This is a genomic window from Ensifer oleiphilus (assembly GCF_013371465.1).
Lineage (GTDB): Bacteria > Pseudomonadota > Alphaproteobacteria > Rhizobiales > Rhizobiaceae > Ensifer > Ensifer oleiphilus.
The window spans coordinates 58,150-81,159 of record NZ_JABWDU010000007.1 but is presented as its reverse complement, the minus strand read 5'-3'; the positions used below and the strand labels follow the sequence as shown (position 1 = coordinate 81,159).

Annotated in this window: 16 protein-coding genes and 1 pseudogene; 6 read left to right on the top strand and 11 right to left on the bottom strand. The window is 59.1% G+C overall.

Going from position 1 to position 23,010, the window contains the following annotated elements; all coding sequences use genetic code 11:
- The first annotated feature begins 122 nt into the window (after nucleotides 1-122).
- Together HT585_RS23425 and HT585_RS23420 are read left to right on the top strand one after the other, a co-directional pair.
- Nucleotides 123-1,847, top strand: coding sequence for a sensor domain-containing diguanylate cyclase (locus HT585_RS23425; RefSeq protein WP_246707873.1), 1,725 nt, complete (start codon nucleotides 123-125; stop codon nucleotides 1,845-1,847).
- Nucleotides 1,848-2,045: 198 nt separating this feature from the next.
- On the top strand, nucleotides 2,046-3,221 hold the full coding sequence (locus tag HT585_RS23420) for a Fic family protein (RefSeq protein WP_176355206.1): 1,176 nt from the start codon (nucleotides 2,046-2,048) through the stop codon (nucleotides 3,219-3,221).
- Nucleotides 3,222-3,263: 42 nt separating this feature from the next.
- Here HT585_RS23420 and HT585_RS23415 read toward each other — a convergent pair whose 3' ends face one another.
- The 5 genes from HT585_RS23415 to HT585_RS23395 all read right to left on the bottom strand — a co-directional run bounded on the left by HT585_RS23415 (nucleotide 3,264) and on the right by HT585_RS23395 (nucleotide 9,958).
- Nucleotides 3,264-4,163 carry an NAD(P)-dependent oxidoreductase gene (locus HT585_RS23415; RefSeq protein WP_176355205.1) on the bottom strand — a complete coding sequence of 300 codons (900 nt, stop codon included), beginning with the start codon at nucleotides 4,161-4,163 and terminating at the stop codon, nucleotides 3,264-3,266.
- Between the two features lie 95 nt (nucleotides 4,164-4,258).
- Nucleotides 4,259-5,575 (bottom strand): MFS transporter, encoded by a 1,317-nt coding sequence (locus tag HT585_RS23410; RefSeq protein WP_176355204.1) that lies wholly within the window; start codon nucleotides 5,573-5,575, stop codon nucleotides 4,259-4,261.
- 94 nt (nucleotides 5,576-5,669) lie between these two features.
- Entirely contained in the window at nucleotides 5,670-7,100 is a 1,431-nt protein-coding gene (locus HT585_RS23405; protein WP_176355203.1) for an aldehyde dehydrogenase family protein, read from the bottom strand.
- A 26-nt stretch (nucleotides 7,101-7,126) separates the two neighbouring features.
- A complete protein-coding gene (locus tag HT585_RS23400) occupies nucleotides 7,127-8,335 on the bottom strand; it encodes a mandelate racemase/muconate lactonizing enzyme family protein (RefSeq protein WP_176355202.1) in 1,209 nt (402 codons plus the stop codon).
- A gap of 18 nt (nucleotides 8,336-8,353) precedes the next feature.
- The gene (locus tag HT585_RS23395; RefSeq protein WP_176355201.1) at nucleotides 8,354-9,958 is read right to left on the bottom strand and encodes a GMC family oxidoreductase; all 1,605 of its coding nucleotides are present in this window, start codon (nucleotides 9,956-9,958) and stop codon (nucleotides 8,354-8,356) included.
- A 125-nt stretch (nucleotides 9,959-10,083) separates the two neighbouring features.
- Here HT585_RS23395 and HT585_RS23390 point away from each other — a divergent pair, with 125 nt between their 5' ends.
- The 4 genes and pseudogenes from HT585_RS23390 to HT585_RS31805 all read left to right on the top strand — a co-directional run.
- Nucleotides 10,084-10,986 (top strand): LysR family transcriptional regulator, encoded by a 903-nt coding sequence (locus tag HT585_RS23390; RefSeq protein WP_176355200.1) that lies wholly within the window; start codon nucleotides 10,084-10,086, stop codon nucleotides 10,984-10,986.
- A 468-nt stretch (nucleotides 10,987-11,454) separates the two neighbouring features.
- Entirely contained in the window at nucleotides 11,455-13,260 is a 1,806-nt protein-coding gene (locus HT585_RS23385; protein WP_210270538.1) for an amidohydrolase, read from the top strand.
- 140 nt (nucleotides 13,261-13,400) lie between these two features.
- A complete protein-coding gene (locus HT585_RS23380; RefSeq protein ID WP_176355199.1) occupies nucleotides 13,401-13,715 on the top strand; it encodes a hypothetical protein in 315 nt (104 codons plus the stop codon).
- A gap of 894 nt (nucleotides 13,716-14,609) precedes the next feature.
- Nucleotides 14,610-14,916 (top strand): annotated as a pseudogene (locus HT585_RS31805) (transposase); the annotation flags it as partial.
- A gap of 40 nt (nucleotides 14,917-14,956) precedes the next feature.
- On the opposite strand, the gene glpK reads toward HT585_RS31805, so the two are convergent.
- From glpK to HT585_RS23350, 6 genes are read right to left on the bottom strand one after another with little or no spacing between them, the layout of a single operon-like run.
- On the bottom strand, nucleotides 14,957-16,459 hold the full coding sequence (glpK, locus tag HT585_RS23375; protein ID WP_176355198.1) for a glycerol kinase GlpK: 1,503 nt from the start codon (nucleotides 16,457-16,459) through the stop codon (nucleotides 14,957-14,959).
- Nucleotides 16,460-16,488: 29 nt separating this feature from the next.
- A complete protein-coding gene (glpD, locus tag HT585_RS23370; protein ID WP_176355197.1) occupies nucleotides 16,489-18,003 on the bottom strand; it encodes a glycerol-3-phosphate dehydrogenase in 1,515 nt (504 codons plus the stop codon).
- Between the two features lie 2 nt (nucleotides 18,004-18,005).
- Nucleotides 18,006-19,475, bottom strand: a complete 1,470-nt coding sequence (locus tag HT585_RS23365) for an NAD-dependent succinate-semialdehyde dehydrogenase (protein WP_176355196.1) — start codon at nucleotides 19,473-19,475, stop codon at nucleotides 18,006-18,008.
- Nucleotides 19,472-20,242, bottom strand: coding sequence for a TSUP family transporter (locus tag HT585_RS23360; RefSeq protein WP_176355195.1), 771 nt, complete (start codon nucleotides 20,240-20,242; stop codon nucleotides 19,472-19,474). Before HT585_RS23360 ends, HT585_RS23365 begins: the two co-directional genes overlap by 4 nt.
- Before the next feature lie 2 nt (nucleotides 20,243-20,244).
- On the bottom strand, nucleotides 20,245-22,236 hold the full coding sequence (locus HT585_RS23355; protein WP_176355194.1) for an alpha-glucosidase: 1,992 nt from the start codon (nucleotides 22,234-22,236) through the stop codon (nucleotides 20,245-20,247).
- Nucleotides 22,237-22,246: 10 nt separating this feature from the next.
- Nucleotides 22,247-23,005: an SDR family NAD(P)-dependent oxidoreductase gene (locus HT585_RS23350; protein WP_176355193.1), complete on the bottom strand. Its 759-nt coding sequence runs from the start codon at nucleotides 23,003-23,005 to the stop codon at nucleotides 22,247-22,249.
- Between the last annotated feature and the right edge of the window lie 5 nt (nucleotides 23,006-23,010).

The following is a 23,010-nucleotide window of genomic DNA, read 5'->3' as shown; positions in this document are numbered from 1 at the left end:
TTCACCCCGCGCCAACGGATTTGGGGGCAGTAACCGCATCTCAATGTTTGAGCATGTAGCGTTGACCTATGTCCTGGAATGACCTCCGAAAAGTGCTTGCGACGACTGTGCTGAGCTTAGTGATGCTTGCATCTATGGGCATCGCACCAGTTGGCGCGTCTGAAACGATGGACATCCGCAGCTCTTGCTGGACATCCAGCCGTTTGTCGGACGACTTGGTCACGGTCGTCAACTCACCCAGGCGCTGGACCTGTGGAGACCGGACCTATTCGCTCGATGGCGAGCGGACGCTGCTGCGTTTTGAAATCGGTCCACACGATGTCCTTCCCCGATATCTCTTTTCAAGGCGTAGTGCACTCGTGGCTATGCATCTGCTGGCGATCGACCGAGACGGCGAGATGCGCCAGACGTCCTTGCCGGCCGGTGAACTGCTTAGCGCTCTGTCTGGCGGATATTTCAAGGCCCCTCTGCCGGACGTAACCCACGACACGCGACAAGTTGTTGTTGCGTTCGATTTACCAAGCCACCGGATGACACTCGAGAGAGCCTATCTGTCCTCGTCTGACCTTGCTATGGGCCCGGAACATCTACGGTCCTTGCTTCTCTTGGCTACCCTTGCTGGAATGCTGTTTATACCGGTCATTTTCAACGCGGCTTTCTACCGGATCCTGGGCGAGCCATTCCTGCTTTGGCATTCCCTGCTCACGATCTCTTTGCTGCTGACTATTTTGGTCTCTTCGGGGCTTGCAGTGGTTCTTTTCGATCCGCCGGCAATGACATTGAGCTGGATGACGACGGTGATCTTCGGCGTTACAGTCGCTTCAGGGGCAATGTTTACCCACAGTTTCATCGAACCCGGCCGTATGCATCCTCTCCTGCGGCGGGCGCTGCTCGTTTGCGCCGCCTGGGCGATGTTTCTCAGCTTGTCACACGCCGCATTTCCGTTCGTGGGACGTTCGATCCAGTCAACCATCTACACGGCGGCTTTTGCTCCGGTAGTCATCATCTTCATCTTGTCAGTTGCCGACGCACTGCGGCGCGGAAGTCGAGCCGCCAAGTTCCAGGCGATCGGCTATACCCCTGTGATCATGGCCGGGTTGGTACGCTTGGCAACGGGCGTAGTTCCATGGTTAGAGAGCAATGACGCTATGCTGCTATTCTATACGGGGTGCCTATGCGAAGCATTGTTCACCGCACTCGGCGTGGCTGACCGCTTTATGACGATCAAGCGCGAGCGAGACAGTGCACGCTTCGAGGCAGACGTACTGGAGCGCCTATCCGAACGCGACGCATTGACCGGGTTGCTCAACCGGCGTGCAATCGAGCAGAATTTCGACAAGCTTCGCGCCGAGGGCTATCGCACCCTTGCCGTACTCGACCTGGACCACTTCAAGTCAATCAATGATGTTCACGGCCACGTGGTCGGCGATGCCGTGCTGAAAGCGGTGGCCGAAGCACTCCAGGCGGACCCGCAGGTTCATGCGTTCCGCCTCGGCGGCGAGGAGTTCGTGCTTCTTGTGCGTGGCGAAGATGGCCAAGCTCGGGTGGATCGTAGGCGCCGGGCGATTCCCCTCGTCGTCGCCAACACGGTTCCACACCTTGGCCGCCCCGTAACTGCAAGCATGGGAGTGGCGGATACATCAACAAATGCTGATGTGGATTTCGCTGAACTCTACGAACAGGCCGACAAGCTACTTTACGAGGCCAAACTTTCGGGCCGCAATCGAACCAGAGGAACATTGGTGCAAGGCTCAAAGAGCTATGTCGAACCAGGCTTTGGTACTTCGACGAAATCGCCAGAATGCTTCCGCAGTCCTAAGACCGCGCCTGGCGACGTGCGCCAATAGGAGCACGGCTTTCCCAGCGGCGATCCGGCGCGGCGGTCGGTGTTACGGCGGTCTCCGAGCTTGGCGCTCTTGAATGGAATCGAACCACCTGCATGCCGGTTGCTTATTGAGCGAGCGCGCTAATTAACAAAGCTGTCATTTCGTTTATTAAAGCGTCGTGCTATTTAACTCCACCACAACAATCGTCTCGAGAAGGCTATGGGCAGCAACGACCCTAACAACAACGGACGGCTGGGCCGCTTCGTGGAAACCGCTGTCAGTGGTGAACGCGTCAAGGCGTTTGTTCCGCCTCCCCTTCCCCCGGTTCCGCCACTCGCGATCACCGGCTTGCTCACTCGTCTCAGCGCGGCCGAGCGCGCGCTCGGTCGGCTCGACGGTGTTTCCGTGTTGCTACCGAACAAGGAACTGTTCCTCTACATGTATGTACGTAAAGAGGCGGTCCTTTCATCCCAAATCGAGGGCACCCAATCGACGCTTTCCGACCTGCTTCGCTTCGAAACGGAAGCGATCGGTGGCGAGCCCGTCGACGATATTCGCGAAGTCTCCAATTACGTCGACGCCATGATGTTCGGCCTCGAGCGTCTGAAAGAACTACCACTATCCCTGCGCCTTATTCGGGAAATGCATCAGCGATTGCTGGACAGCGGCCGCGGTGGGACGAAGAGCCCTGGTGAATTCCGCACGACCCAGAATTGGATCGGCGGAACTCGGCCAGGAAACGCCATGTTCGTGCCCCCTCCTCCCAACGAAGTCATGAGTTGTCTCGGTGAATGGGAGAGGTTCGTTCATCTGGACACGCCCGACATTCCACCTCTGATCAAGGCGGGGCTCATCCACGTCCAGTTTGAAACCATCCATCCCTTCCTGGACGGCAATGGTCGTCTCGGTCGCCTCCTGATCACATTATTCCTTTGCGCTACGGGCGTACTTCGACAACCCTTGCTCTACCTCAGCCTCTATTTCAAATCGCGCAGGGCCGATTACTACCGCCTGCTGCAGGAAGTCCGAGAATACGGCACCTGGGAAGCTTGGCTCGAGTTCTTTCTCGATGGGATCTGCGAAACTGCGGAACAAGCATTTGAGACTGCCAGTCAAATTGCACGGCTATTCGACGGCGACCGCGACCGGATCATAAGAGAGTCTGAACGTACGGGATCGGTCCTCCAGATCCACGAAGCCATGCGCACAAGCCCCTATTTGACCGCGACGGCAGCAATGAAGCTAAGCGGACTGACAATGCCGACCGTCAACGCAGCTCTAGACCAACTCCAAAGACTTGGGATCGTTGAAGAAGTAACGGGCCGACGGCGGGGCCGGGTGTTCGTCTATCGCGCCTACATGGAAATACTCAGCGACGGAGCAAGCGGCCACTGAGTTCCCACTGATACATTATGCAATCCTACGAGCACACACACATCACTCCAGCCGGGCCGGAAAGCCCGGTGCGCGCAGGTCGGTCTTCAGCAGGTCTTCCAGAAGCTTGGCGATCATCGGCGATTCGGCGTTGCCGCCATAGGCCGCCTTGGCGGCAACGTAGGTTTGCTGGGTGACCCCCGCAAGGTCGAGCGGGACGCCGAATTCACGGCCGAACGCCATGGCAAATCCGAGATCCTTCAGCGCCAGGTCAATGTTGAAGGCGACATCGTACGATCCGTTGAGGATCAGCGCGCCCTCGGTCTCGTGGACGAAGGAATTACCCGAGGAAGCCTTGATGGCGTGCCAGGCCTGACCGAGATCGAGCCCGCCGCGCCGGGCCAGCATTAGCGCTTCGCTGCATGCCTTCAAGTGGATGAAGGCCAGCATGTTGGTGATTACCTTGATGATCGCAGCATTGCCAAGCGTACCCATGTGGAAAATCTTGTGGCCCATGGCTTCGAGCGCCGGCAAATGGGTCTCAAAGAGGTCCTTGTCTCCGCCGGCAAGCATGGTGATCTTTCCGTGCGCGGCAAGATGCACGCCCCCAGTCACTGGTAGCTCCATCACTCGCACGCCATGCCTCGCAGCAACAGCAGCGAGACGAAGAATTTCATCACGGCTCAGCGTCGACATCTCGATCCAGGTCGACCCGGGTCTCAGGTCGGAAAGTAACTGGTTAAGAACCTGATCGGAGACAGATGGTGAGGGTAGGCAGGTGATCACAGCATCGCACTGCCGCGCCATTTCTTCCGGAGAATCCGCCCAGGTCGCCCCTTCTGCAACGAGGCGCTCGGAAAGATGTTTGTGGCGATCATGCACGACCACCGCGAAGCCGGCCTTGAGCAGGCTGGCAGCAAGGTGCCCTCCGAGATTTCCTAGCCCGATATAGCCGTAGATCATTGGCATTCGATCCTTGTGAAACCGAAAAGCGAAAGTATAAGCGGAGGCAAAACGGCCATGTAGCAGAGCCAGATTTTACTCCGCCCGCAGCCTTACTATTCCGCGGCCACCGTGGTCGGGACTTGGGCCGCCGCTCTAATTTTCGTCCGTGACTTCAGAAGACCTATGGCAAGCAGACCAAGGATACCCGACGCGGCGATGAAGCCGAAGTACATTTGATAAACTGCGAGTCCCGAATAGCGATCTGCAAGGTACCCATTCAGTTTAGGGAGATAAATGTCAGGTGTATATGCGATCAGGGAAATCATGCCGATGGCGAACCCAGTCAGCCGAGTCGGGATATTGCTGCTTTCAAGGATCGACCAATATAAGCCACGAGTGGCATATGTCATCACGCCGATCAGCAACACGACAAGCAGCAAGACGAGACTGTGAGCCGTCGATGGCAGAAACAGCAGTGCCAGCAGCCCGACAATACTCAATGTCATGGTGATCGCCAATATATTTTCTCGGCCGATCTTGTCGCCCAGAAAGCCAGCTCCCAAGCCACCGATGGGACGCATCCACAACTTCGCTACCGTGATAAAGGCGGCGGCGCTTGCCGTCATCGTGTATTTTTCCTGCAGGAAAGCGGAGAAGGAATAGGTCGCCCAGAACAACTGATAACCACAAAGTATGATAATGGCGATAAGCCAAAGCTCGGGTACTGCCATAAGCAGCCTAAGATCAGCCAGGAGATTGGTCTTCGTCGCGGTCTCCACAGCGGTGTCGTCTTTCAAGCCCAGGAAAAGGAAACATAAGAGCGCTACCGCAAAGCAGTTGTAAACGTAGAGCATGATGACCGACGGCAGAGTCTCTGCTGCGGAAAGGCCCTTACCATCAACGTAATAGCTAAATAGCGCAACGGCGGCCGTAGCCAGGATGGCTTCCACAAGACCGCGCAGCCCTTCCAGACCGCCAAAGAATCGACCCTGCTCATGGGGCCGAGCCAGCATCTTGACGCCCTTAAGGAGCGCCGCCCAGAAGGTCAGACCAGATGAGATGCCCCAGCCCAAAAATATCCAATATAAGGCCGATTTATCTGGAATGCTGGCATACCAAAGACCCAGGATGCCTGTGACCGCCATTGAGAAGGTTAAGAGAAGACGCGGCGATACCCGGTCCGCCAACCAGCCGCTAGGCAGATAGGTAACCAGAAATATCGTCCCAAGCATCGAGTAATACGTGCCGAGTTCAGAACTGGATATCTTGAAGGTTTCGAGAATCGTCGTTTCGAAGTTCTGGCGCAGATAAATCAGCGGATAGATGGACCCCGCCGCGAGGAGCAGAATGAAGAACTGAATATAGCGTTGGATGCCAGACTGGTGCGATTGCGCATTGTCGATGCCTGTGGCCGGACTGAGTGTAGCCATCGTCGTGGACTCCTCCCAAGAGTCTGAAGCTTTGAAACCGTGCGTTTAATGAGGTGGGCGAATTACCAATTTGCCCGCGAAGGCGGACTTGGGCTCAAAGGCGGATCGAGCTACGAACCTTCAGCTCCTGGTAATCCTCGAGTCCGAAGATCCCACCTTCGCGCCCGTTGCCCGATTGCTTGTAGCCGCCAAAGGGAGAGCCATAGTTGGTGGCCTGCCCATTTATCGTGACGGTACCTGCGCGCAGGGCGTCAGCAACGCGCTCGGCCCTAGTCATGTCCCCTGTCTGCAGATAGGCCGCTAGGCCAAAATCGCTGTCATTTGCGATCGCGATAGCTTCGGCTTCGGTATCGAAGGGGATGATGACCAGAACTGGACCGAAGATTTCTTCGCGCGCGATCCGCATGTCATTCGTCACGTCGGCAAAGATTGTGGGCTTGACAAAGCACCCCTTCTCCAGCCCTTCGGGCTTGCCGGTTCCCCCAGCGAGAAGGCGCGCTCCTTCGTCGATACCCATCTTGATCATTGCCTGAACACGGTCGAACTGCAGTTGGTTGAACAAGGGGCCAATGTGGTCGCCGGGTTTGGCGGGATCGTCCACCATTTGCGTCTCTGCAACTTGTTTTGCGATTTCGAGAACACGATCGTAGACACTACGTTCGACCAGCATCCGCGTCGGAGCGTTGCAAGACTGTCCCGTATTATAGAAGCAATGGGCGACAGAGGCCGCAGCACGGGTTTCCAAATCGGCGTCGGCAAAGACCAGGTTCGGGGATTTGCCGCCCAGTTCCAACGTTACTCGCTTGACCGTATCCGCGGCGTCCTTTGAGACCGAGATGCCCGCACGTGTGGATCCCGTGAATGACATCATCGCGATATCACGATGGCGCGACATCGCGCGGCCTACCTCTTGCCCGTCGCCGAATACGAGATTGAACACGCCCGGGGCATAACCTGCCTCGTGCACGATATCAGCGAACAGCGCCGCTGAAAGCGGCGCATATTCTGACGGCTTCAGAACGCAGGTCGCCCCCGTGGCAAAGGCGGGTACGACTTTCAGCGCTATTTGGCTAATCGGCCAATTCCATGGTGTAATCAGCCCGCAAACCCCGATTGGCTCACGGATCAGCGTATCGCCATTGGCCAAGATCTCGCGCTGTGTCTGAGCTTTGAGTGCGGCGATGAACGCCTCAATATGTTCGACGCCACAAAAGGCCTGCTGCTCACGCGCCATACTGATCGGCGCGCCCATCTCCGTGCTTATCGCCTGCGCCATCTCCTCCAGCCGAGAGGAGAATACCGCCTTCAACCGCTCCAGCAAGGCAATCCGTTCTTCTTTGCTCGTCTTCGAAAAGGTGTTGAACGCACGCTTCGCCACGCCCACTGCTGCGTCGACATCGCGGCTGTCGCCCAGGATCACCTGCCCCACAACTTCGCCGTTGGCTGGATTTGTGATGGCAAATGGGTTGCCTGATACGGGCGCGACCCAGGCGCCATCAATGTAGAATTTGTCCAGGTTCTTCATAGCCTCTCATTCCTTTCGGGCATAAGTCACGGCGCGACCGGTTCGGTGACGAGGTTGAGGTGAAGTTCGGTGCCCGTATAGGGGCTCGCGGCGATCGCCTCGTCGTTCAGCGTCACCCCGAGACCGGGAGCCGTGGGCGGGATGACGAAGCCGCTTTCCCAGACGATCGGTTCGTTGAGGAACCGCATGAACGCGCCATCGAAGCGGCCGATCGACTCCAGTATCAGAAAGTTCGGGCTGCATGTCGCGATCTGGATGTTGGCGGCCGCCACCACGGGGCCGCAATAGAGATGCGGCGCGATCTGCGCGGATCGCGTTTCGGCCATCGCGGCAATTTTCTTCGCCTCCAGGATGCCACCAACGCGACCGAGATTCATTTGGAGTATGGAGGCTGCACCAGCTTCGAGCATGCGGGCGAACTCATGCTTGGTGCACAGACGTTCGCCAGCCGCAATTGGGATGGCGGTATAGCGGGCAACCTCGGCCATGTCCGCAGGATTTTCCGGCGGAATGGGCTCCTCGAACCAGAGCGGGTCGTAGGCTTCCAGCCGGCGCGCCAATCGTTTTGCGCCGGAAACGGTGAACTGCCCATGGGTGCCGAACAGGAGGTCGGCCCTGTTGCCGACGGCGTGCCGGATGCGTCTGCAGAATTCTTCCGACCGCTCGAGATCCTCCATGCGCGGCTGATGACCGTCATAGATCGTATAGGGGCCGGCGGGATCGAACTTGACGGCGGTGAAGCCTTCTTCGACGGCGCAAGCAGCGACTTCTGCGGCGATATCCGGATCGTTGTAGACGTTGGGAAGGCTCGGATCTGGATAGACGTCACCGTGCGGCGGATAAAGATAGGTGTAGCTGCGCAACCGCTCATGGACCTTGCCGCCGAGCAATTGATAGACAGGCTGGTCAGCGGCCTTGCCGATGATATCCCAGCAGGCCATTTCGAGACCGCTCAAGACGCCCATCACGGTCACGTCGGGGCGCATCGTGAAGCCGGCGCCATAGCTTCGGCGCCAGATCCGCTCGATATGGTGTGGATCGTTGCCTTCGAACTGCCGGGTGAACATATCGACGGCCATCGCCGCGCAAAGGTCCGGGCCGAATGTGGCGTTGTAGATTTCCCCCACCCCGCTGATGCCGCAGGCGGTGGTCAGGCGAACGAAGATGAAGTAGCGCCCGCCATGTCGCGGCGGCGGGTTGGCAACAACAAAGGTCTCTATCCGGTCGAGCTTCATGAACCTAGTCCCTTACAATCACGCATCTTGTAGAATCAGTTCGGCGGCTCGCGTGGCCAACATGATGGTTGGACCGTTGGTGTTGCCGGACGTGACATTGGGAAAGGCGGACGCGTCGACAACGCGAAGGCCCTCCATCCCATGAACGCGCAAGCGTGCATCCAATACCGAATCTCTGGCATCGTGGCCCATGCGGCAGGTGCAACTTGGATGGAAAACGGTTCCGGCACGATTGCGAAAGTTTTCCAATAACGCAGCATCGTCCATGGTCGAGATGTCGGGCTGAAGGCGCGCCTTCGTCACGGCGCGTATAGCGCTGGTCTGAGCCAATTGCTGCAGAAGGCGGCTGGCCTTGATCACAGTTTCGCAATCTTCATTGGTAGAGAGCGAATTGGGCTGGATCAGCGGGGGGGCCTCTGGATTGGTCGAAGCAATCGTTACCTGACCCCGGCTTGTTGGGCGACTGGGTTGAACACATAGTAGAAATCCTGGAGCAGGGTCCACGCCCACCGCGCCTGACGCGTGTGTAATGTAGGACATCGGATTGCAGTAAACTTGCACATCGGGAACTTCCAATTCCGGCGATGAGCGGACGTAACCACTGATCTGATTTACGGGTACACTCAGCGGTCCCTTACGCGTCAGGATGTAGCGGACTCCGGCCAACATCCTGCCAAGACCGTTGCCCAAAATGTTGTTCAATGTGGGCTCAGTCGCGCGATAATATTGTGAAACTGCTAGGTGGTCTTGCAGACCTTTGCCGACCTCGGGCAGATCATGCAAAACGGGAATGCAATGTGCTTGCAGTAAAGCCGCCGGACCAATTCCTGACAACTGAAGAATCTGGGGCGAATTAATGGCGCCTGCTGATAGGATTACTTCCTTATTCGCCCGCACGATGTGTTGGACGCCGCCTAACCGGAACTGCACGCCGGCCGCACGCCCATTTTGAATGATCAGCTTTTCGACGAGTGCACGCGAGATAACGCGCAGGTTTGATCGCTTGGTTGCAGGCCGAAGAAACGCGTCCGCAGCCGACCAGCGTCGTCCGTTCCGAACCGTGCTGCGCATGCGCATGAGCCCTTCGGCTTCCTCGCCGTTCAGGTTGCGGGCGACATTCCAACCCATTTCACGAGCGGCAACCAGGAAGTTCTGCACAAAAGGGTGCATGCCGTCACCGACGTCGCTCACGACCAAGGGTCCGCCCCCTTTTTGGATAGCTCCTTCGACGTGGCATTCTAGCGCTTCATATGTTTTGCGCACGATCTCCCAATTCCAACCAGTCGCACCTGCGCGCTCCCAATCGTCGAAGTCATGCGGTAGGCCCCGCAAATAGGCCATCGCATTAATTGAGCTTGACCCCCCAATCACCCGGCCACGTGGCCAATACGCCTGCCGCCCGTTCAGACCGGGGTCGGGCTGGGTCATGTAACTCCAGTTCACGGCGTGGTCGGCAAACGTCTTCGCATATCCCAACGGAACCTTGATCCAAAAGCGAGCGTCGCTACCACCGGCTTCGATCAGTAGCACCTTATGGCGTGGATTTTCGCTCAGCCTGTTTGCGAGGACACAGCCCGCGGATCCAGCTCCTACGATGATGTAGTGAAATGCTGATTCATTCATCGTAGGATCAGCCTCCCAACTGACGTGTCGACTTTCGCGCTATTGCGTAAAGGTCTATCGCAGGCTGGACTTACAACACAAACAATGCTTTTGTGAGCATAGGCATCATTTTCATTGCAGGTCGTATGGCAAGATTGCCCCAAGTCACTTGGCTGCACAGTTTCGAAGCGGCAGCTCGACATTCCAGCTTCACGGCAGCTGCAGAAGAGTTAGGGATGACCCCTGCTGCAGTTAGCCAGCAAATACGACTTTTGGAGCGCAAGCTCGGCACAGAGTTGTTTGTCAGGCTTCCAAGGGGTGTCGCCCTGACCGATACCGGCAAAGCCTACGCTCAACCCATCCGCCGATCTTTTGCAGACATGATGTCGGCCACAAACAGCTTGTTTCGAGATTCAACGATGCGCACGGTGCGCGTGCGCGCCTCTATCTCGTTCGCGGGTCTGGTAATTGCTCCGCGTATTGCCGAATTCTACGCTTTGCATCCCGACATTTCAGTTCAGCTAACGTCTTTCGTCTGGGCGGACAAATTTGACGAGGATCCCGCCGACATCGACATTCGTTATGGTACAGGGGATTGGGACGATGGCGCCGTGCAGCATCTCGGCCATGAATACGCCATCCCCGTTTGCCATCCAGACTATGCCGCCTCCTTCCCGCAGCCGTTGACCATTCAAGCATTGGCTGCGGGAAGGATTATTAGCATCATGGGATCTGAGGCGGACTGGGGTCAATTATCCGAACAGAATGGACTGAACCTTCAGACGACCGGCGATTGGTTCAAGGTGGATTCCTCGTTTATAGCGCTGCAATCGGCGATCGCCCGTGCTGGCTCCGTCATGGTCTTAAAGCGCTTCGCGGACCATTACCTTGAACAGCGCATTCTAATCGCTCCGTTTGACTATCGGCTGCCGATCCGATTGGCGCATTTCCTCGTGCGCAACGGTAAATCTATCCCTCGCGAGGAAGTGCAGATCTTCTGCGAGTGGCTGATGAGTGCTTCGGGTGAAGCGGCCGCAGATAAAGCGTGATGCATAGCTGATAAGTGGAATCAACCGGACCTTCGTTTCCGACTATTCGGCTTGTCACCATACGTAGCGTGCGTGGAAAGTTGGCGCATGCGGCGCAGTTCACGCCGCACCCATCCGAGCAAGGCCGCAACATGTAGGACTGGGCTCGTACATCACCGTGCCCGTGGTGCCACCAAGTTGACCGCCACGTTCACCGCCATCATCAACGGTGATCAGCAGAGTCGGGGCGTGCAGTTACAGCCAAGGAACCATCCGGCCAACTCATGATCTGAAAGTAGCTATGCGCATCAATAGCTACGCGGCGGAAGACATTTGCAAATCCCTGAAGATGTGAAAGCCGCCTCCGCGTGCACCTTGTCTGCAGGCACAACTTGATCGATAGTGGCGCGACATTCAGGTAACTGTCGAAACTTGGCATCTTGAAACAGAAGCTCAAGCGAATGCCTTGGGAAGCCCAGGTCTGGCGGTTTGACCACCGTCAAACACTACGATTCCAATATGCGTATATTGAGAAATATCACACCGGATCGGGAGGATTTTTCGATGGGCATCTGCGCTGCTTCAACTCTGATGCGGTCAACCGCGATTGCATTTGTCTTGTTAGCCTGGTCCGGGACGACTCTCTTGGCGGCAGATATCTCAGCGGCCGACACGATTTTCTTTGGTGGCGATATCGTCACAGTCAACGAGGCGAAACCAACCGTGGAGGCCTTAGCGGTCAAAGACGGGCTTATCGTTGCGGTCGGCGACCGTGAGATGATCGAGCAGGAACACAAGGACGAGAGTACCAAAATCATCGACCTTGCAGGAAAGACCCTGCTACCGGGCTTCATTGACGCACATTCCCACTACATAAACTCGCTCTCTGTAGCAAACCAGGCGCAAGTATATGCCCCGACCTCAGGGCCGGGAAAGGATGTCGAAAGCATCATCGCCACGATCCGCAAGTTTGCTGAGGAACGGAAAATTCCCAAGGGCGAACTGATCGTTGCCTACGGCTATGACGATACTGTCATGCCCGACGGGCGGCTTTTGAACCGTGACGACCTGGATGCCGCCTTTCCGGAGAACCCGGTTCGCGTCGATCACGTGTCGATGCACGGTACCGTCCTGAACAGCCTGGCGCTCAAGAAATATGGCTACAGTGCCGCAACGGAGACGCCTCCGGGCGGTGTTATCGTGCGCAAGGAGGGGACGAACGAGCCATACGGCCTTATCATGGAAACCGCTTACTTGCCGGTTGCCGAGCAGTCCGAGGCGATGACCCCCGAGCAGGAAATCGAGGCAGCAAAAGCAGGCCAGATGCTTTATGCCCAGGCCGGGATCACGACAGCCCACGAAGGGCTCACGCACCTCGCCAATTTCCAGACCATGAAGCGAGCATCCGATGCCGGGGCCAATATCATTGATGTAGTCGCTTATCCGTTCATCACCGACGTGGACAAGATTGCTGCGGAACTCCCAGTAAGCGAATGGGGAGAATACCGTGACAGGCTTAAGATCGGCGGCGTCAAGATCACGATAGATGGATCGCCGCAAGGACGAACCGCTTTCTTCACGACTCCCTATCTGACGGGTGGTCCCGCAGGGGAGAAGGATTGGAAAGGCGAACTGACCTTTCCGCAGGACACCATCAATCAAATGGTCAAGAAGGTGTACACGATTGGCGTTCCGCTCGACCTGCATGCCAATGGTGATGCCGCTATAGACGCATTCTTCAATGCGCATGAATTCGCAGCCGCCGATGACCTCACCAAGGATCGGCACGTAACACTAGTCCATTCTCAATTCATCCGGCGGGACCAAATTCCGAAATACGTCAAGTACAAGGTCCGGCCGTCCTTCTATACACTTCACACCTACTATTTTGCCGAGGCCCATCTCGCCAATCGTGGCAAGGAGCAGGCGATGTACATCAGCCCGATGCGCGATGCGATCAACGCCGGACTACACCCCACAAACCACACCGACTTTGTCGTCGCTCCCCTCGACCAGATGTTCATGCTCTGGTCCGCGGTCAATCGCATATCTCGGGCAGGTGCGCAGATCGGTCCCGATCAACGCGTTACGCCCTTGGAAGGGTTGAAGACGATGACGATTTGGCCGGCGGAACAATATGGTGAACAGGATAGAAAGGGATCGCTCGAACCTGGCAAGCTCGCCGACCTCGTCATCCTGGACAAAAACCCGCTCAAAGTCGATCCAATGACGATCAAAGACATCAAGGTTGTCGAGACGATCAAGGAAGGCGATACGATCTTCAGAGCGCAGTGACTAAGCTTCAGAGTGTACAGCAGCGTGCCGGCGTCAACTCTATCGAACCTTCAAGGCCTAATGCGTCGGTTCATGTTCATGTTGCTACTTTCGTATTTGGGGAGGACAATCTTCTCAACGGTGGAGCCGAGGAGGAGGTTGTGGATTTCGAGAAGGAAGGGCGCAACCGCATGATGATGCTGCTGCCAAGGCACCAGAGGCAGATTTCCGAGGCCAAATTCGCAGCGATCAATGAGTTTATGGAAGCCTATGGCATTGCGGTGTGGAACCGCAATGAACTGCGCGAGCAACGGTCGCCAGACGCCGTACTGCTCAAGGAATTTGAAGTACTATGTCAGGAAATGGAAGATGAAATTGCAAGGAAGCTGGCTGGCGTACCCGCTCCGAAGGAGCCGCTGACCACCAGTAGATTCTCAGTTGCGAAAAGGTGCGGCGGGACCGCAATGTTCACTTAACAACTGAGCGGCATGCTCGCGTCAGTTGCTGCCGCCCCTGCCCCCCCGCCGGCAACTTAGAACCGCAATCCAGCTCTCCGGATTGCGGTTCTTTCCGTTGCAGAGCAGATGATGGGCTATGATTGGGATGGCGCGCGCTTGCGCCCGATGAAGGTGGCGAGATATGGAGCCGCCGTGGCGTTGACTAGTCTACTGGTCGCGGTCTTAACGCAGGTCGTGAAGAGGGCGCCCAAGTCCCGTGATATTCCCAGCGCCGCGACACGACTGAGCAGGTCATTGATCGGGCGCATTGATGCTTGCGATCATGATTTTGGCTTGTCGGCTAAATAGCGAGATCTCTCGCAATTGAATTTTCAGCTTAACTCATCCTTGGCGGCGCCTTCTTAGATTTCACCAAAAGGGAGAGGGAAATGCAGAAGCTCAGGGAACTAGGACGTCACCGTTTGAGTGCGAGGATGCCGAAGTTTCGGCGCGCGATCGAAACCGAGCCCCGTTCGGCGGAGCTTAACGACCTTTTTGAGGCATACGCACTCGCAGCCGCACGGTTGGAGGAATTGCGAGAGCGGGAACAGTCAGACCAAAGACTTCTATTCGAGTACGAGGTGGCAAGCAGAGGAATTGAAGAGGAGGTAACCCGGCTCCTGGTTTCGATCCATGGCAATCCACCGCCTGTCAGCAATACCAGCGCATCGCATGAAAATGGCATGCGCCAAGGTCGCATACGAGTCCGAGCCAGCTTGCAGACTTCGCTCTAGGGGCCTGATCGAAGTCGCAACTCAGGTCGTGACCACGGCGCTTTAGAGGTTATGCGCCTCGCGCCACATCGTTTCGAGGTCTCGGGCGTGATCAGAGTTGGGCAGCAAAGGTCCGGCACCAAGAAGCCGCAGCGCAAGTATCCCTTCAAAGATCAGCAGGCGCTCAACTCCCGATCCATGCACGAACGCTTTTGCCCGGCGGAGCTTCACCTTTGACCGCGGTACGGTGTTTGCCGGATTCAGGGCTTTGGAAGATGGCATCCGCGCGGAGTTGGTTCTGCGACCCCAGTGCACCGTGGCAGAAAGGCGCGTTGGAGCACGCCAACAAGCGCATCCGCCGGTTCATGCCAGGCGATACTGTGTCGCAACGCAAGCTCATCCAGCTTGATCGCCATCTCAACGACCAACCGAGAAAGTGCCGGGACGACAGGACGCCGGCCGAGTGAGGTGGCCGGAGCGAGGACCCTGCTCTCACCGGATCATGGTTCAGGGCTGCTTGCCGCTGAAATCAAGCGTGCTCCTTACTGCCGCCCGCCATCCGAGGACGAGCTGCTGTCGTTCGCCCTCATCCATTCGGGCAACGAAACGGTGATCTCTCTTCCAACTTTGGGAAAAGCCTTGCATATCCGGCCACACTTGTGCTCCGTGGCCCGCCAGCCAAGCAGCACCGAGCGCCGTGGTTTCGTGGACAACCGGGCGATCGACCGGCACGCCTACGATGTCTGCCAGGCGCTGCATCATCCAGTCGCTCGCCGCCATGCCGCCATCGACACGCAGGAACGTTTCGTCCGCCCGCGGCCAGTCCTTACGCATCGCTCTCAGTAAGTCGCGCGTCTGGAAACAGACCGATTCCAGGGCCGCCTTTGCCAGTTCCGCCGGGCCAGTATTGCGGGTAAGGCCGTAGAGCGCGCCGCGCGCATCCGGATCCCACCATGGGGCACCGAGACCCGTGAAAGCCGGAACGAGATAGACGATCTGGCCGGCATCCGCGGCCGCGGCCAACGGGCCGGACCGATCGGCACGGTCGATGATCCCGAGACCGTCGCGCAGCCACTGCACTGCCGCACCGGCGATAAAGATCGAGCCCTCCAGCGCATAATGCATCTGGCCGTCGATCTTGTAAGCAATGGTCGTCAGCAACCGATGTTGGGACGTCACCCGCTCGGCGCCGGTGTTCAGCAGGGCGAAGCACCCGGTTCCATAGGTCGATTTGACCATGCCCGGTTCGAAACAGGCCTGGCCGATCATCGCGGCCTGCTGGTCGCCGGCAATCCCGCGGATCGGAATCCGCCCGCCGAACAATGCTTCGCCCGTCTCCCCGAAGTCACCGGTATTGCCGACGATTTCCGGCAGGATCGCCTTCGGTACGTTGAACAGAGCAAGTAGACTATCGTCCCACTCGGCCGTCTCAATATTGCAGAGCATCGTGCGGGATGCATTGGTGACGTCGATCACGTGGCGCCGTCCGCCCGTCAGCTTGTAGACCAGCCAGCTGTCGACGGTGCCGAAGGCTAGATGCCCGGCCCTTGCCGCCTCCCTTGCGCCAGCAACGTTGTCAAGCAACCAGGCGATCTTGGTGGCGGAAAAATAGGGGTCGAGCAACAGGCCTGTCTTGCGGCCGATGTCCTGCTCCGTGCCGTCGGCACGAATCCGGGCGCAATGCTCGGCGGTTCGCCTGTCCTGCCAGACGATAGCCTTGTGGATCGGCCTTCCCGTCCGCCGATCCCACATCACGACGGTCTCGCGCTGGTTGGTAATCCCGATCGCTGCAATTTCGCAGGCTGAAACGCCCGCGGACGACATGGCCAACCGCGATGTCTCCACTGCCGTGCGCCACAAGTCTTCGGCGTCGTGCTCGACCCATCCGGACCGCGGGAAATGCTGCGGAAACTCCTGCTGACCGGATCCGCAGTTCCGGTAGTCGCGATTGAAAACGATCGCTCTCGTCGACGTTGTTCCCTGATCGATGGCTAGTACATATTCGCTCATGAAAGCTCCCGCTCCGGAAAATACCCGGCTCAGCCGGTCGCCGCCTTGCTGCCGAACCGCTCACCGTCGAGGAACGCTGTGAGGGCTGCGACATCCCCGGGCGTGCTGCGCAAACCCACCTTGGAGCGACGCCACAGGATGTCCTCCGCCGAGCGCGCCCATTCTTTCTTCACGAGATAACGAATCTCGTTTTCCCCGAGATTTGCTGCGACGATCCTGCCCAGGCTGTTCTCAGGGCCGAGAATCTCGAAGGCCTTGGTGCCGTAGTTGCGCGCCAGCCGCCTTATTGTCGTCTCGGCAACGGAAGGGGCGTGCGCTGCCAGCCCGGCGACGAGAGCCTCGAAGCCGTCGAACGGAAAGTCGCCGCCCGGCAACGTCGCTCCGGCGGTCCAGCGCGGATTGCGGGCTCCGAGATGCTTTTCGACGAGGTCCAGCACGGATTCGGCAAGCCGGCGATAGGTCGTGATCTTGCCGCCGAACACGTTGATCATCACGCCGGTTGCCGCGTCGCCATCGGCCTTCAGCACATAGTCACGCGTCGCTTCCTGCGCGCTTGCCGCGCCTGCCTCGTAGAGCGGGCGAATGCCGGAATAGGACCAGATGACATCCGCCGGTGCGATCTGCCGCTGGAAATAGGAGCTCGCGGCCGCGCACAGATAGGCCGTTTCCTCCTCGCTGATCGCGACCTTTTCCGGCTTGCCGGAAAAGTCGCGATCAGTCGTGCCGATCAACGTGAAATCGCCCTCGTAGGGAATGGCGAAAACGATGCGCTTGTCGGTGTTCTGGAAGATGTAGGCCTTGTCATGGTCAAACAGCTTGGGAACGACGATATGGCTGCCCTGCACGAGCCGGACATTCCTCACATTGCCCCCACGGGCGGCAAGCTCGATAACCTGGTCCACCCAGGGTCCGGCGGCGTTGACCACGAGGCGGGGGCTGACCGTCCGGCAGATCTTCGTCGCCCGGTCGGCGATCTCGGCAACGAAACCGCCATTGCTGCGTTCGATGCGGATGACTTCGCTACGTGTCATAATCTCCGCGCCGCGATCGGCCGCGTCTCGAGCGTTGAGGACCACCAGTCGAGCGTCCTGCACCCAGGCATCGGAATATTCGAACCCCTTAGCATAGCCGTCCTTAAGAGGCTTGCCCGCCGCGTGTTTCGTCAGGTCCAGGACCCTTGTCGGCGGCAGGCGCTTCCGACCGCCGATATGGTCGTAGAGGAAAAGCCCCAGCCGCAGCAGCCATGCCGGGCGAAGCCCTTCATGATGCGGCAGCACGAAGCGAAGCGGCCAGATGATATGGGGAGCCATTTGCCAGAGCACCTCCCGCTCCATCAGCGCTTCCCGCACCAGCCGGAACTCACGGTGTTCCAGATAGCGCAGGCCGCCGTGGATGAGCTTCGTCGATGCCGACGACGTGCCGGTCGCGAGATCATTCATTTCCGCGAGCAGCACCTTGTAGCCGCGCCCCGCCGCATCGCGCGCAACGCCGCAGCCGTTGATGCCACCGCCGATGACGAGGATGTCGTAGTCGAAGGCCGCCATGGTTAGAGCCCGCCGAGGCAGACATATTTCAGCTCAAGGAACCCCTCGATGCCGTATTTCGAACCCTCACGGCCGAGACCGGACTGCTTGATGCCGCCAAATGGCGCCATCTCGTTGGCGATCATGCCGGTGTTGACACCAACCATGCCGGCTTCCAGCGCCTCGGCGACGCGCCAGACGCGCGCCATGTCCTTCGCATAGAAATAGGAGGCGAGGCCATATTCGCTGTCATTGGCCATGGCGATCACGTCGTCCTCGTCCGTGAACGAGATGATCGGAGCGAGCGGCGCAAAGGTCTCCTCGCTCGCGACCTTCATCGCCTGCGTCACGCCGGCAATGACCGTCGGCTCGTAGAAGCTGCCGCCGAGCGCACTGCGCTTGCCGCCGATAAGTAGCCTGCCGCCTTTCTCCAGCGCGTCGGCAACGTGTTCTTCCATCTTGGCGACGGCCTTGTCGTCGATTAGCGGGCCTTGCGTGGTGCCGACTTCCGTGCCGCGGCCGAGCTTCAAACTGGAGACCTTGGCGAGCAGCTTTTCCGAAAAGGCTTCGACTACGCTTTCCTGCACATAGATGCGGTTGGCGCAGACGCAGGTCTGGCCGGCATTGCGGAATTTCGAAATCATCGCGCCTTCGACAGCCGCATCGAGGTCGGCATCGTCAAAGACGATAAAGGGCGCATTGCCGCCGAGTTCCAGCGAGAGGCGCTTGATGCTGTCGGCGGCCTCCTTCATCAACCAGCGGCCGACGCCGGTGGAGCCGGTGAAGGTGATCTTGGCGATCTTTGGATTATGGCAGAATTCCGACCCAATCGGCCGCGCCTCGCCGGTAACGACGGAGAACACGCCCGCAGGCACCCCTGCCCGCTCGGCAAGCACGGCGAGCGCCAGCGCTGAAAGCGGTGTCTGCGAAGCAGGCTTCAAAAGCATGCTACAACCCGCCGCGAGTGCCGGGCCGGCCTTGCGGGTGATCATGCCGTTCGGGAAGTTCCAGGGCGTGATCGCAGCGCAGACACCGACTGGCTGCTTCAGCACCATGATGCGTTGGCTGGTATTGGCACCAGGAATGATGTCGCCGTCGATGCGCTTGGCTTCCTCGGCAAACCATTCGAGATAGGCGGCGTTCGAGATCACCTCGCCCTTCGCTTCGGCGAGCGGCTTGCCTTGTTCGCTGGTGAGGATCAGCGCCAGGTCGTCGGCATTTTCGAGGATGAGCTGGAACCAGGCGTTGATCACCTTGGCGCGTTCCTTGGCGGTGCACTTCGCCCAGAGCTTTTGGGCAGTCTCGGCCGCGTCGATAGCTGCAGCCACCTCCGCGCGCGAGAGCGAGGGCACATCGGCGATATGGGAGCCGTCGAAGGGATCGGTGACGGCAAAGGTGCGGCCGTCAGCAGCCGAGGCCCAGCGTCCGGCGACGAAGGCCTTGTCGGCAAGCAAGCTGGCATCCTTGAGCGCGGTCTTGAGCGGGTGAGTCATGAAAAATCTCCGAAAAGCTTGAGGAAGGCGGGTCCGGCGAGCGACAGGCCGGAGAGGAACAGCAGCGAGAAAGCGACGCGCCGCATGCCGGTGGGCGTCAGCGGCGGCGGATAGCGGCGCGCAAGCAGGGTGAAACCCATGACGACGGGAATGCAGAGCAGTCCCCACCAGAGGGCGGTCGAAGGGATATTGCCCGCCCCGGCAACGAGCAGCAGACGCAACACCCCGTTGACAGCAAAGATGGCGACGAGCGTTTCGCGAATGGCGACAGGCCGGAGCGGCTGGCGATAGAAATGATAGACGAGCGGCGGCCCGGCAGTGGAGAACAGGCCGCCCATCACGCCGGCAATCGCGCCGAAGAACAGGAAGGATGCCGGCCCTGAGGGTTTTTCCAGCGGTGCGGGCTGGAGCAGAAGCTGGATGCTTGACAGGACGATGATCGCACCGAGTACCAGCTTCAGCCAGTCGAGCGAGGCCGTGAGCAGCAGCCCGAGCAGCCAGTAGCCAAGCACGAGGAAGGCAAGGCTGATGAAGATCACCAACAGGAATTCACGGCGCGCGATGGCGCGCCAGCCCTTGGCGAGCACCTGCACGGCGTTGACGATGCCGAGCACGCCGACGAGCACGGCGGCGTCTTCCAGCGGTACGACGCCCGTCAACCCCACCCCGCCCATCATCAGCAGACCAAGCGCAAAGCCGGTCAAAGTCTGCACATAGGAAGCGCCCGCCGCAAGCAGCAGCAGGACGGCAAGGCTCACGGTATCCATGATCAGAGCGTCCCGATCCCCGCGAAGAGTTCTTCGCGCGCTGCACCCTTGCGATAGAAGACGGACGGCTGGCCGAGCGGTGCGGAAACCGTCACCTCGCGGCCGCCCTCGTGTGCGACGCCGGTCCACACATGCACCCAGCGCTCACCCTTCGGCAGGTAGACCATGCGCTCCGTCTCGCCCGCCCTCCAGACGGGGGCGACCAACAGGTCGGCGCCGTAGAGATAGGCATCTTGGATGGCATAGGTGGCGCGGTCGTCCTCGTGGTGCAGGAAGAGCGGACGCTGCACGGGCAGACCGGTCTCGGCAGCCTCGGCCGAAAGCGCCCTCAGGTAGGGCGTGAGATGAACGTAGATAGCTGTCATACGGGCGAAATGGGCGAGCACTGCCGCGTCCTGGTCGATTTGGAGATTGTCGCGCGGGCGGTTGCCTTCATGGGTGCGCATGACCGGCGTGAAGGCCGCCATCTCGGCCCAGCGCATCAGCAGTTCGGCCGTGCGCACATTGCCGAACAGGCTGGTGTAACCGCCGATATCGGAATGGTGATAGGCGTTGCCGAGCAGGCCGGAGGAAAGCGCGCCGGAGATCACAGTGGCGAGGCCGTCATGGCGGGAGAAATCCACCGACTGGTCGCCGCCCCACAAAAGCGGGCAATGGGCCTGTACGCCGGTATAGCCCGCACGCATAAAGAACAGCGTATCACCGGTTTTGCCGCGGCTTTCCACGGCGCGGGCATTCACCTCGGCCCAGAGCGTCGGCCAGGCATTGTGCATCAGCTTGGCGTTCATCCCATTCTTGAGGTTGACGTCGATCGGCAGGTATTCGCCAAAATCCGCCATCCAGCCGGAAAGGCCGAAATCCAACATGTTCTCACCGATCACCCGCTCGGCGAACCAGGCCGCCGCATCGCGATTGGTAAAATCGACTACGCCGCAATCAAACTCGCCAAAATCGACCAGGGCGGTTTTTCCCTTGGCATCGGTCGCGAAATAGCCGTTCGCTTCGGCCTCCGGGAAGAGCGAACCATCCACGCAGAGATAGGGGTTCACATAGCCAAGGAAGCGGATGTTCTCATCGGCCAGTTCGGCGATCTTCTGGCGCAGGTTGGGATAACGCTCGTCGTTACCGACCCAATCCCAGAACAGGCGCGCGCCAAACGTGGTGTGGCGCAGGCCCACCCAGTCCTCGCACCAGAGACCCGAGACCTTGACGCCTGCAGCGCGGATCTTGTCCAGCCGCTCGAAGGATGTCTTCCCATCCTTTAGGCCGATGATCGCACCGCCATAAACCCAATCGGGAAGCTTAGGCTGGCGGCCGAAGCGCAGCGAGAGTTTGGAGACGAGATCTCGGAAGTTGGCGGCCGCGAAGAATTCGATCCGCTCCGGCACGGCCCAGATTTCCACCTCATGAAAAGCCTCGCGGCGGAAATCGAAGACGGCATAGGCGGTCGTATCGACATGCAGCGCATAGCGCCGGGACGAAACGTAGGTCGGCTGCGGATAGTTGGTATTGTAATAGTCGCCGCCCGCCTTGCCTGATACGTCGGACTTGAATGTGATCTCCGTCGTCTTGTCGCGGCCGACGCCGGGTTCCGACGTCCAGAGCGGGAAGCGGCGGCCGCGCAGGTCGAAATAGGACATCTGCTCGCCGCCGCCCCAAACATGCTCGTCCTTTTCCGCGACGGTGCGCACCCAGAGACGGTTAATGGACGTATCCGGCGCATGCAGCCGCAAGCTGTCGCCGCCCACTGTCAGAACGAGGCGCACGGGCTGACCGGGAGCGCTGGAAAGGTGGATCGTGTCGCCCTCGACCTCGGCATGGGCAAGCGCGACGCGCTCGATGACATAGTCCTCGATATCGAAATTGCCGCAATACATGTCCATCCGCTCCTCGCCGCGGCCGGCGAAGATAGCAGGGGTATCCGCTGTGTGGCTGAGGACAGTGCGGCCGTCGAGGGAGAGCGAGAAGCCGTTGGCGGTCTTTTCGAGGAGCATGGTGAAACCTTCAGTTCTGCGTGAGGCCGGCATCGACGATGAAATTGGCGCCGGTGCAGCCATTGCTTTCATCCGAGCCGAGGAAGAGCGCTAGGCGGGCGACATGGCCGGCATCGAGGCGGTATTTTAGGGATTGCAGGTCGATGAACTTCTGGCTTTCCTCCGGTCCGGCCCAGAGCGCTTTCTGCCGTTCCGTGACGATCGCACCCGGCACGATGCAATTGACGCGCACGCCATCGGGGCCTAGATCGCGGGCCAGCGTGCGCGTCATGCCGTTGATCGCCGCCTTGGCGGTCGTGTAGCCGACCATGACCGGATTGCCGCGCATCCAGGAGACTGAGCCCATCATGACGATGGAGCCTCTGCCCTTCTCGCGCATCCCCTTGGCCACCGCCTGCGTAGCAAAAAACTGGTGGTCGAGATTGAGCGCCAGCATGCGCCGCCAGTAATCGGGCTCGACCTCGTCCATGCGGTGGCGATCGTCCTTGCCGGCATTGTTGACCAGCACGTCGACCGCGCCGTGGCTGGCCTCGACCTTGGTTACGGCATCGCGCAACGCGGGAACATCGGTGAGGTCGCAGGCGTAAAAAACCGCACCCGTCGCTTCCGCCGTCGCCTTGCCCGCGCCTTCGTCGATATCGAGGAAGGAGACGTGTGCACCCTGCGCCCGGAAGGCGGTCACCATGGCTTCGCCGATACCGGAGGCCCCGCCAGTGATCAGCACGTTGCGGCCTTCGAGCGAATGATAGCGGACAGTGTCGTAGGTCATGACGG